The organism is Streptomyces sp. NPDC127084, from assembly GCF_042724175.1.
GTDB lineage: Bacteria > Actinomycetota > Actinomycetes > Streptomycetales > Streptomycetaceae > Streptomyces.
Genome location: NZ_JBHXFA010000094.1, coordinates 19,749 through 30,791, shown reverse-complemented (window position 1 = coordinate 30,791; position 11,043 = coordinate 19,749). Strand labels below are relative to the sequence as shown.

General features: G+C 71.1%; 8 protein-coding genes. 2 read left to right on the top strand and 6 right to left on the bottom strand.

The genetic code is table 11. The features are described from left to right. Positions 1 to 130: 130 nt before the first annotated feature. The 3 genes from ACFWI9_RS21580 to ACFWI9_RS21570 form a co-directional block, all read right to left on the bottom strand. Positions 131 to 1,033: a FadR/GntR family transcriptional regulator gene (locus ACFWI9_RS21580; protein ID WP_387164262.1), complete on the bottom strand. Its 903-nt coding sequence runs from the start codon at positions 1,031 to 1,033 to the stop codon at positions 131 to 133. 432 nt (positions 1,034 to 1,465) lie between these two features. Continuing rightward, positions 1,466 to 2,227 carry an NUDIX domain-containing protein gene (locus ACFWI9_RS21575; RefSeq protein ID WP_387164261.1) on the bottom strand — a complete coding sequence of 254 codons (762 nt, stop codon included), beginning with the start codon at positions 2,225 to 2,227 and terminating at the stop codon, positions 1,466 to 1,468. An 80-nt stretch (positions 2,228 to 2,307) separates the two neighbouring features. After that, positions 2,308 to 3,687, bottom strand: coding sequence for a DUF4192 domain-containing protein (locus ACFWI9_RS21570; RefSeq protein ID WP_387164260.1), 1,380 nt, complete (start codon positions 3,685 to 3,687; stop codon positions 2,308 to 2,310). 111 nt (positions 3,688 to 3,798) lie between these two features. Here ACFWI9_RS21570 and ACFWI9_RS21565 point away from each other — a divergent pair, with 111 nt between their 5' ends. Beyond that, positions 3,799 to 5,973 (top strand): RecQ family ATP-dependent DNA helicase, encoded by a 2,175-nt coding sequence (locus tag ACFWI9_RS21565; protein WP_387164259.1) that lies wholly within the window; start codon positions 3,799 to 3,801, stop codon positions 5,971 to 5,973. Positions 5,974 to 6,180: 207 nt separating this feature from the next. Continuing rightward, the gene (locus ACFWI9_RS21560) at positions 6,181 to 6,807 is read left to right on the top strand and encodes a hypothetical protein (RefSeq protein ID WP_387164258.1); all 627 of its coding nucleotides are present in this window, start codon (positions 6,181 to 6,183) and stop codon (positions 6,805 to 6,807) included. 161 nt (positions 6,808 to 6,968) lie between these two features. Here the strand turns inward: ACFWI9_RS21560 and ACFWI9_RS21555 are convergent, their stop codons facing one another. The 3 genes from ACFWI9_RS21555 to ACFWI9_RS21545 form a co-directional block, all read right to left on the bottom strand. Further along, positions 6,969 to 7,598 (bottom strand): hypothetical protein, encoded by a 630-nt coding sequence (locus ACFWI9_RS21555; RefSeq protein ID WP_387164256.1) that lies wholly within the window; start codon positions 7,596 to 7,598, stop codon positions 6,969 to 6,971. Positions 7,599 to 7,701: 103 nt separating this feature from the next. Beyond that, the gene (locus ACFWI9_RS21550) at positions 7,702 to 8,412 is read right to left on the bottom strand and encodes a ribonuclease HII (protein ID WP_387164255.1); all 711 of its coding nucleotides are present in this window, start codon (positions 8,410 to 8,412) and stop codon (positions 7,702 to 7,704) included. 473 nt (positions 8,413 to 8,885) lie between these two features. Beyond that, on the bottom strand, positions 8,886 to 10,898 hold the full coding sequence (locus tag ACFWI9_RS21545) for a DUF4153 domain-containing protein (RefSeq protein ID WP_387164253.1): 2,013 nt from the start codon (positions 10,896 to 10,898) through the stop codon (positions 8,886 to 8,888). Positions 10,899 to 11,043 lie beyond the last annotated feature (145 nt).

Genomic DNA, 11,043 nt, shown 5'->3' with positions numbered 1-11,043 from the left:
TTCCGTGCGGGCGGCGCGCGACACCCCCCCCCCCCCCCCCCGCGGGCGGCGCCCCCCCGGGCGCGCCCCCGCCCCGCGGGCCCCCCCCCCCCCCACGAGGGGGCGTCCGTCACCCCTGCCGGATCGGCGGTCAGTGCTCGCGCGGAGCGGGCACGACGCGGTCCACCTCCGGGTGGACGGTAAGCAGTTGGCGCATGGCCGTCTCGGCGCTGTTCGCATCGCCCGCGGCAAGCGCGTCGACGATCCGGGCGTGATGCGCCAGCGACGCCTCGGAGGGGCGGTCGCACCCGGCGGCGGGGCCGCCCGACACCTGGAGCGCCGCGGAGACGATGCCCGACAGGTGCTCCAGCATGCGGTTGCCCGCGACCTGGATCAGCAGGGAGTGGAACTCGGCGTCGGCACGGGTGAAGGTGATTCCGTCACCCTGGGTGAGCGCGTGGTTCATGATCTCGACCATGTCGGCGAGACGCTGCTGCACATCCTCTCGGCCGTGACCGGCGGCGAGGCGGGCGGCGAGCGGTTCGATCGTCCAGCGGAGCTCGGTGAGCTCACGGCGCTGATCATCACGCTGCGGGCCGAAGGCGCGCCACTCGATGATGTCGGGGTCCAGGAGGTTCCAGTCGCTGACCGGACGGACCCGGGTGCCGACGTTGGGGCGGGCACTGACGAGGCCCTTGGCCTCCAGAACGCGGAGCGACTCCCGGACGACGGTCCTGGAGACCTCGAAGCGCTGCCCGATCTCTTCGGGGACGAGGGGGCGGTCGGCGCCGAGATCCCCGGAGACGATCATCTGGCCGAGTTGCTGGACGAGTTGGCCATGGAGCCCACGGCCCCGGCTGCCCGCCGCGCGGCGCCCGACCGCACGGCCCAGCTCGGCTTCCGGAGCGTCCCAGGCTGCTGGGGGCCCGACACGGTCGGGGCGGTCGACACCCGGTGCCTCCGGGTAGGGGTATCGGTCGAGTTCGCCCGGGCCGACGAGGCCGGACTCGGCGGGGCGGGCGGCGGTCATCATGGTGTGCGCAAGGGTACTCACGCATCCTTTGTCGGCGTGCCCCGAGCAGCCCTTGAGGTCTTTGGTGAAAAGCACACGAAAGGGTGATCACCGCCCTCACCACAATTGACGACTTATCAGGAATAAACGGTCATACATAGGGCAGTTGCCCGGCATACGGCGACCCCAGACCATGCTCTCCCCTCGAGGGAACGCGACAACTCCAGCGAAACGGATCGGAGTTGCGGAAGGCTCGCCGCCCGGACGGCACCTCTCCGGCGATGGAGCGAGGGGAGGCAGCACAGAGCTGCGAGCGCCTCAACCGCAGCAGGTCCCGCCCGAGTTCTCCCCACCTGTGCCGCAATCCCGGGCGAGGACCACGGGCAACCCCGAAAAGGGCCCGCGACCTCGTACGGCCTTCCAGAGCGTCCGCGACGAAGGGGCGGGCGGGATCGTGCCCGCCCGTGCGCCGGTTCAGACTTCGGGCCTCAGCATGGGCGGGTTCAGCAGCGTCGCCCCACCCGCCCGGAACAACTGCGCGGGACGTCCGCCCTGACGGGTCGTAGTCCCCCCGGCAGGGACCAGGAAGCCTGGCGTGCCCGTCACTTTCCGGTGGAAGTTCCGCGGATCCAGCGCGACTCCCCACACCGCCTCGTACACGCGCCGCAGCTCACCCACCGTGAACTCGGGCGGGCAGAACGCCGTGGCCAGCGAGGAGTACTCGATTTTGGACCTGGCCCGCTCCACACCGTCCGCGAGGATCTGGGCATGGTCGAAGGCGAGGTGGGCGGAGGGCTCGCCCTCGCGGCCGCCGCCCTCCGGGTTCAGCAGCGTCTCGACCGGCGCCCAGCGCGCGCTGTTCGCGTCGCCACCCGCCCGGGGCGCGGGGAGATCAGGGGACAGCGCGAGATGGGCCACGCTCACCACCCTCATACGGGGGTCGCGCTTCGGGTCCCCGTAAGTGGCGAGTTGCTCAAGGTGCGCACCGCCGCCCGAGTCCTGCGAACCAGGGTCGTGGACGCACAGCCCGGTCTCCTCGACGAGTTCCCGGGCGGCTGCACCAGCGAGATCCTCATCGGCCCGTACGAACCCTCCGGGCAGCGCCCAGCGCCCCTGGAACGGCGGCTCTCCGCGGCGTACCACCAGGGCGCAGAGCGCATGGCGGCGTACGGTGAGCACGACCAGGTCGACAGTGACGGCAAACGGCGGGAAGGCCGACGGGTCGTAGGGTGGCATGCCGCGATCATAGTCGTCTTCCTGACGATAAACACTCCCTTCGTGATCCAGATCAGCGGACTTCTTGCAGAGATCCGCTCTCAGCCGCCACCGCGCCCGACGCCGGGGCCCTTCTGGCGGCTTCGGACGGAGGGAGTTCTCTGGTCACGCCGCCCAGTCCCCTCCCGCGCGGAAGAGGAAGGCCGCCGGGCACCATCAGCAGCGCCCGGTGTCGCCGGACTCCCGAGCCCGTCCCGCCGCCGCCCGGTCTTCCGAACCGTGTGCCCTGAGCGCGCGGGACCTGTCCGCCCCGTCTCCCCCACCTCCGAGTCAGCGTGCTCGCGCAGACAGCGGCGCAGCTCTTCGGGATCCAGTCCGTCGTTACACGCCTGGTGAAGCAGCCTGGCGAAGAGATACTCCGGATCCGCCCGCAGCGAGAGACCGAGCGCGACCCTCGCCGCGGGTTCGTCACCGGTCGACCACGCCACCCAGCCCGCCAGAGCCAGCGGTACCGCGCCATGCTCTCCGTACGCTCCGACGCAGCGACGAGAGAGCGCCCGCCACAGACGCAGGGCGTGGTCGGCTTCCGGTCCTTCCATCCAGGCAGCGGCCTTGTCGCGGGTCTCCCGGTCCTGGAGCCCGAGGATCACCGCGGCCGCCTCATCGTGCGTGATCAGCTTGTCGTCGTGTGCGTCGGCTTCGGCCCATGAGCTCCGCGCGGGAACCTGAACCGCCAGCCGCTCCATCAGCGTCCGGGCCAGCCTCAAGGTCTCCGCGCGAACCTGCTCCCTGGACCCCTGCCGCACGATTCCGGCCAGCAGTGCCGCCGCGGCGCTGTCCAGGGCCCGCCCCTGCTCGGCCGCTACGGATGTCCGCAGCGGAGTGAGCCGTGCCTCCAGATCCCGCAGCGAGCCTCTCACCTGGATCCCCGCATAGGCGGCTGCCGCAGCCATCACGGACGTGCCCGGCATAGACATGACCGTCCCCTCCACCGGGCAGCATCGGGTGTCCGGGCAGCAGTAGGACCAGAAGCGGCCGTCGGAGAGGCACAGTGCCTCGTACACCGGCACGTCGTGCGAACCGCAGGCGGTCCGCAGCCGCTGCGCGAACGGCCGGAGCTCCTCCATCACCTCACGGCCCGTCTGTCCGACCGAAGGGTCCCGGCAAAGGAAGACGATGATGCCGTCCGGCTTCGCCTTGCGCTGCCGGCATGCGTCGACCAGGCATTCGGCGACCTGATCCGCCATCGACGGCCACTCGTCCCGCGAGGCGGGGATCCCCACTCTCAGCCTTCCCCCGAAGCGTCCCGGGCTGCCGTGCAGCGCCACCATGACCACGGAGTTCGTCGGGTGAAACCCCATCAGATACGGGAGGGCGTCGACAAGCTCCGCTGGCCCCCGCAAGGTGACGGGATGTTCGTCGGCAGGGCCCCGAGCGCCATCGGACGCGGGGGGCTGGTTGTGTTCGTTGGTTTCTCGCATGCCTTGAACGGTCCCGTGATCAAGCTCTCGCCGCCAGCCCTGTGGATAACGTTATCCACAGGGGCGGCGGCTCGTTCGCGCGATGTCGGTGCCATCGGGTTGCATGGGTCCATGACCAACGCAGACCGCGCAGATCTGAGGACCTCGGCGGACGCCGTCCTAGCCCGTCTCGTCGGGGACGCCTCCGGTGCCGCGAGGCTCCGTGAGGACCAGTGGCGGGCGATCGAGGCACTCGTCGCCGACAAACGCAGGGCGCTCGTGGTGCAGCGCACCGGCTGGGGCAAGTCCGCCGTGTACTTCGTCGCGACTTCGCTGCTGCGCGAGCGTGGCGCCGGCCCGACAGTGATCATCTCGCCGCTGCTCGCACTCATGCGCAACCAGGTGGAGGCAGCGTTCCGCGCGGGGATCACCGCCCGGACCATCAATTCGTCGAACCAGGAAGAATGGCGGGAGATCCAGGCAGAGATCACCTCCGGGGCGGTCGACGTGCTGCTGGTCAGTCCAGAGCGGCTCAATTCCGTGGACTTCCGGGAGCAGATCCTCCCGGGACTCGCGGCCGGCACCGGACTGCTCGTCGTGGACGAGGCCCACTGCGTTTCCGACTGGGGTCATGACTTCCGGCCCGACTACCGCCGGCTGCGCACCATGCTCGCCGACCTGCCGCCGGGTGTTCCGGTCCTCGCCACCACCGCGACGGCCAACGCCCGGGTCACCGCCGACGTCGCCGACCAACTGGGCACGGGCGCGGGCACGGACGCCCTTGTGCTGCGCGGGCCGCTGGACCGGGAGAGCCTCAGCCTGAGTGTGCTCCAGCTCCCCGATGCCGCCCACCGCCTGGCGTGGTTGGCGGACCACCTCGGGGAGCTCCCGGGGTCAGGAATCATCTACACCCTGACCGTCGCGGCGGCCGAGGAGGTCACGGCCTATCTCCGGCACTGCGGACACGCCGTGGCGTCCTACACGGGGCGCACGGAGAACGCGGACCGGCAGCAGGCCGAGGACGACCTGCTCGCCAACCGGGTGAAGGCCCTGGTCGCCACCTCCGCGCTGGGCATGGGCTTCGACAAACCCGACCTGGGGTTCGTGGTGCATCTCGGTTCACCCTCCTCCCCCATCGCCTACTACCAGCAGGTGGGCCGGGCGGGGCGAGGCGTGGAGCACGCGGAGGTGCTGCTCCTGCCGGGCAAGGAGGACGAAGCGATCTGGCAGTACTTCGCCTCCGTGGCCTTCCCACCCGAAGAGCTCGTCCGCCGGGCCCTGGACGTGCTGGCGCAGGCGGGCCGACCGCTGTCGCTGCCCGCGCTGGAGCCCATGGTGGAGCTGCGGCGCACCCGTCTGGAGACCATGCTCAAGGTCCTCGACGTGGATGGCGCGGTGCACCGCGTGAAGGGCGGCTGGACCTCGACGGGACAGCCGTGGGAGTACGACACCGAGCGGTACGCCTGGGTATCCCGGCAACGGGAGGCCGAGCAACAGGCGATGCGGGACTACGTGTCAGGGGTGGGCTGCCGGATGGAGTTCCTCCGCCGACAGCTCGACGACGAGCAGGCGGCACCGTGCGGACGCTGTGACAACTGCGCGGGTGCCCGCTTCGACGCAGGCGTGTCCGACGCGGCGCTGCAGGCGGCGCGTGGGGAGTTGGGCCGCCCAGGTGTGGAGTTGGAGCCGCGCCGCATGTGGCCGACGGGTCTGGCGGCCGTGGGGGTGGAGCTGAAGGGACGCATCCCGGTCGGCGAGCAGTCCTTCACCGGACGGGCTCTGGGTCGTCTGTCGGACATCGGTTGGGGTAACCGGCTCCGGCCGCTGCTCGCCACCCAGGCTCCGGACGGTCCGGTGCCGGACGATGTGCTGAACGCGGTGGTGTCGGTGCTCGCGGACTGGGCCAAGGGGCCCGGGGGTTGGGCGTCGGGTGTTCATGACGCCCCGCCGCGTCCGGTGGGCGTGGTCACGATCGCCTCCCGCGGCAAGCCCGTGCTCGTCGGTTCTCTCGGAGCCCGGATCGCTGAGGTCGGCCGGATGCCCCTGCTCGGGACGGTCGAATACGCCGCCGGATCCGAGGGGAAGTCAGTCTCACGCACCAACAGCGCGCAGCGGGTCAGGGGGTTGCACGACGCGCTGATCGTGCCTCAGTCACTGGCCGGAGCGCTCGCCTCGGCGGGTGGGGGGCCGGTGCTGCTTGTCGACGATCTCTCGGACAGCGGGTGGACCCTCGCCGTCGCCGCGCGTTCGCTGCGCCAAGCGGGAGCCGGAGGTGTGTATCCACTGGTCCTCGCCATATCCGCATGAGGGAGCCTGGCCTGGGCAAGCAAAGGATATGAGCGTCATACCCGCGCATTCCAGTCAGCGGGCCCAATTGCTCGTTGCCGCTCGACCGTAGGCCAGGAAGAATTGGAACCGTCCCCGCGCGGCCCGTTCGTGGTCCGGATGGGTTGTGTCGTGGCGCGTCCCACCAACCCCTGCCCGCTCTGTGCGCGCGTATGCGAAGGGAGGAACGTGACCTTCGGATTCGCCTCGTCCCCAGCCGCCCCGATCAACGGTGCGGCCGACTCACCCAGCCGTCTGGCCCGGATGCTGGAGCCCGCCGAGTGGGCAGCAGCCGGTATACCCCTGCTGCGCAACCCCCGTGAGGTGGTCAGCGGCCTCCACACCCGTCACCTGCCCACACCGGCCACGGCGATCGTGGCCGTGCTCGACCATGAGGAGAGACTCACAGCCAGTGCCTCGTTCGCCCGGCGTTCGGTGCCCGCCGACGGCTGGGACTTCCGCAACGCGCTCCTCGCACATCTGCGCCGGGTGATACCGCACGATCTGCGTCGGCGTGCTCCGGCCCGTACCGCCGTGCTGCTCTACTGCCGTGACGGCGACGAGCGGTGGACGGAGGAGGACGGAGCCTGGATGTGGGGTCTGCGTGACGCCTGCACACTGCACGGGCTGCGCTGCGGCGCGTACATCACGCTGACGCGCGGCGGATGGCAGGTGCTCGGGGAAGGACGCGGCGGTCGTCGACCCAGCTCCGAGTCCCCACCGGATGCGTTCGGTGGCACGACCAAGCCGGGGGCGCTCCCCCTGCGTGCCGCGAGCGGGGCGGCCGAGATACTCCGCCGCACCGCTGCCCGCTGAGTTCGCGGCCACCGACCGCCGACACGGACCGCGCTACCAGGAAGCTCGTTCCTGGGGTTCCGCTGTTCTCGCACGCGGTGCGGCACACGTCGTAGCGACCGGCCGTGACTGGCACGGCCGGCCGGACGTGCTCGCGCCGCCGTGCTCCCGGCGACGCGGGCTCAGACGCCCGCGCCGAGAACGGCGTTGACGCGTTGCGGATCACCACAGACGATCAGCAGCGCTCCCGCACGGTCCATGGCGACGGGCAGGGCACGGGCGGCCTCCTCGTCGGTGCCGCCGTTCATGGCGACCACGACCACCGGCCGGGCACTCGCACGGTGTGCCGAGGCGGCGTCCGCGTAGAAGACGTCGTCACGGGCGTCGTGCTGGGCCCAGTAGGCGCTCTCCCCGAAAGACAGCTCATGCGCCGCCCAGGGGTGCTGCTCGCCGGTGGTGAGCACGAGGATGTCCGCCGGCGCGCGACCGGAGTCGAGCAGCAGGTCGACCGCCTCGCCCGCGGCATCGAGTGCACCCGCCGCCGGAGCGGGGATCAGCTGGATCTGCGGCACGGAACGATTCTCCGCCTGCGGCGAAGCCACCGGGGCGGCCTGGCTCGCGGAGCCGTGCGTACGCGGTACGGACGGTGCGGGCCTTGCCGGGCCGGGGCCCGGACGCCCGGGACGGGGGGATGCCGCGTTACGCGGACCGGGTACGGGACGGGGGGTCGACGCGGTGCGGCCGGTGGCCGGTGTCACGCGGGGACCCTGGGCGCTCTCGTGAATCTGAGGCTCCTCGGGGATGAGAGGCATGAGTTGATATCTATCAAACGCCGATGCGCCTGGCATCGGCGGGTGGGCACATGAGTGCGATCCGGGGGTCGGCCACACCGCACAGCGTCGCCGACCGGTCTGGTCAGAAGTCGAAGCCGAGTTGGCCCTCACTCTCCAGGACAGCCGCCGTCCCGGCCGGGACACGGAACTTCTTCAGATGCCGCCACTGCGGCAACCCGTCGAGAAACGCCCAGGACAGCCGGTGGTACCGCGTGGGACCGCGTTCCTCCAGCGCCGCCTTGTGGACGGGAGAGGGGTAGCCCGCGTTGTCGGCGAAACCGAAGCCTTCGCACACCGGATCCAGCCCGAGCTCGGCCATCATCGCGTCCCTGCGCACCTTGGCGATCACCGAGGCGGCAGCGACCGCCACACAGGACTGGTCGCCTTTGATGACGGTACGGACGCGCCAGGGCAGCCCGAGGTAGTCGTGCTTGCCGTCGAGGATGACCGCGTCGGGGCGCACCGGCAGCCCGTCCAGCGCACGCACGGCGGCGAGCCGGAGCGCCGCGGTCATACCGAGTTCGTCGATCTCCTGCGGGGTGGCGTGCCCGAGGGCGTGCGAGGTGACCCACTGCTCCAGTTGCCCAGCGAGCTCCGTACGACGCTTGGGGCTGATCAGCTTGGAGTCGGTGAGACCGGCGGGAGGCCTTCGCAGCCCCGTGATGGCGGCGCAGACCGTGACCGGCCCGGCCCAAGCCCCGCGCCCGACCTCGTCGACTCCTGCGATGATCTTGGCACCGGTGGTGGCCCGGAGCGATCGCTCGACGGAATGAGTGGGTGGTTCGTACGGCATGGCGCCAGTCAGGGTACGCCGCTCCGACTGGCCGCGACACCCCGGCTGCCTGCCTACGGGGCACCCACGGCCACGCCAAGACTCGCCATTCACGTCCGCACACACCTGAGTGACACCTCGGACACGCCGAGATCACCTCACCGACGAAGCCTCCCTGAGACCTTGCCGTGGCGCGTCTCATCACCCGAATCCATTGTCCGCTTTGCGAATGACGGAAAGCGGGAGTCGGCCGGCGGACTCTGCGGCCCCACCGGCGATCAGTCGCGAAAGCGCTCGGCAGCGCCCCCATCATCGCACTCGCGAAGTGCGGATCAGGGAGCGCTGCCTGGTTTCGACCGCGTGTCCACGCAGGCAGGGCGGCGCCGGAGCGTGAACCAACCGCGGGACACCGTCGGTTGAGGCGATGCGGGTGGTCCGAGCGGGTACGGGCGGTCAGGGTGGCGCGGGTGTCAGGGCGGTCCGGGTGAACGCCGTCAGTCCATTCCGGTGCCGGGGTCGTACTCGCCGTCGTGCTCGTCGTATTCGTCGGCGTACGGGTCGCGTTCGTCTTCGGCCGGCTTCGGGCGAACGTCGTCCGGACAGCTGGAGGTTCTGAAATCGACCGGGCGTTCGCTGAGGATCGATCGGGCCCGCACCTGGCTCCAGCTTGTCGCGTACCAGGGGTCGTCCGTGCGCTCCAGGTCGCGGGCGATCGGCGCGAGCGCACAGGACCGCAGGGGCTCGGGCAACCGGTCCAGGGCCGGTACGGCGTCCGCCGAGAGGCCCCCCAGATAGACGATGTCGATCTTTCCGGTCTCCTTGTGGCGCTGCACACCGCGCTCGGCGATCAGCGCGTCGGGCGCGGCGAGCCCGAACGCGAGCACCGCGGCCACGGCGCTGCCCACGACCGCCCTCGGCAGCCAGCGGCGACCGAGGAGTTCCGCGCCGATGATCAGAATGATCACCAGCCCGAGCCACAGCTCCATCGCGGCCACGGAGACCCTCAGCCGGGTCAGCCCGTACGCGTCGACGTAGAGGTCCATCCTGCGCAGCGCCGAAGCCACCACCACCAGCGTGAGCAGGCACAGCGCGCCCAGCACACCACGTACCAGGGCGTGGTCGCGGGGGCCGCTCCTCGGGGCCCAGCGCAGTGCGAGACCGATGACGACGAGAACGAGCACGGTGGCCCAGAGCAGTTGCCAGAAGCCTTGGCGCGCATACTCGGCATAGGTCAGTCCGGTCTCACTCAGTACCTTGTCGTAGCCGCCGAAGAGCACGGCGAGCTGAACCGCGATGAAGGCCGCGAACAGCAGGTTGAGCACCATGAGCGGAACCGCCCACTCGAATCGGCCCCGGGGTTTTCCGCCCCGTACGGTCATCCGGTCCCAGCCGAGAGGGGCAGCCGCAGTGCGCGCCATCGCGAGGGCAGTGAGCAGGCCCACGAGAAAGAGGAAGAACCGCCAGGGGCCGTCGACCAGCGAGACATCGGGGATCAGCTCTCCGAGCAGATCCGCGAAGGCCGCGTCCGCCCCGGCGAACAGCGCACCGAACACGATGAGGAGGCCCACCGCCACGGCGATGGTGCGGACCACGGGCCCGGAGCGGCCACGCGAGCCGTACCGCTCGCGCATCCCGCGCCAGGCCCATGCCGTACCGCCGACCAGCGAGTCGAACAGACCGGCAGGAGCGAGCAGTACGCCCGGCCAGCTTCGCCCGCCGTGCAGAGCGATCGAACCGGCCGCGATCGCCGACACGACCGCGAGGAGGGAGGGCCACCCGGCGTCCGACAGCGCCGGAACGGCCAGGAGCACGAGCACTCCGATGATCCAGACCATGGTCCACGGTCGAGGCCGACGGCCGGTGGACTGTGCGGCGAAGTACGCGGCGAGCGCGGCCGGTACGGCCACGATCAGCAGGTTCACCCCGACGCCGTCCCCCAGCAGCAGCGCGCTCAGCAGCGCGGTGGCAAGGACGCACCACAGGGTGGCCGCGCGTATGGGAGCGGGCGGGGCTGGACGGATGCGGGCGAGCAGCGGCTCGGGACGGCGTACCGGGGGCGGCCAGGGCCGCCCGGCGGGAGGCCAGGTGGCTGCCGGGACGTGCCCCGCACCGGCCGGAGGCCGAGGGCCGGGTGGTCCGACGGGAACAGCCCCCTTTCCGGTGGTGTCCGCCGGACCCGTTGCACGCGCCCGGCCTGCCGGAGTCGTGGGGCTCTGCGGTCCCACCGTCCCCTCGCCCGACGGCGGTGTGCCCACCGGGGCCGAGCTCTGCCGCGCGGCTTGGGAATCGCCCGGCTCGGCGCCGTACGGACCGGTTGCGGACGGATCGGCGGCGGACGGTCCGGCTGTGGGCGGTTCGGCGGTGGACGGCTCAGCGGCAGCCGACTGCGCCCCGGTGCCGACCTCACTCGGCGCGGCAGGTGTGCCGTCCCCGCGTGGCGTCTTTCCACCCTCGCGGTCATCCGGCGCCGGCTCGGCTCCAGGCGGTCTGGACGGTATGTCGGACACGGGTCCCCCCTCCGACCGGCACCTCTCGCACCGTGCCGACGGTGCGACGGTCCCGGTACGTCATGGATGCCCGACTCTCATGATCAGCCGGGGCGTGGCCGAAGAGTAGTCCTCCGTCAAGCCATGACGTCAGCCGTGGGTGACA

What these genes read in the sequence shown, in the direction of transcription:
- ACFWI9_RS21575 (WP_387164261.1), bottom strand. Translation starts at nt 2,227, where the DNA reads ATGCCACCCTACGACCCGTCGGCCTTCCCGCCGTTTGCCGTCACTGTC.
- ACFWI9_RS21570 (WP_387164260.1), bottom strand. Translation starts at nt 3,687, where the DNA reads ATGCGAGAAACCAACGAACACAACCAGCCCCCCGCGTCCGATGGCGCT.
- ACFWI9_RS21565 (WP_387164259.1), top strand. Translation starts at nt 3,799, where the DNA reads ATGACCAACGCAGACCGCGCAGATCTGAGGACCTCGGCGGACGCCGTC.
- ACFWI9_RS21555 (WP_387164256.1), bottom strand. Translation starts at nt 7,598, where the DNA reads ATGCCTCTCATCCCCGAGGAGCCTCAGATTCACGAGAGCGCCCAGGGT.
- ACFWI9_RS21550 (WP_387164255.1), bottom strand. Translation starts at nt 8,412, where the DNA reads ATGCCGTACGAACCACCCACTCATTCCGTCGAGCGATCGCTCCGGGCC.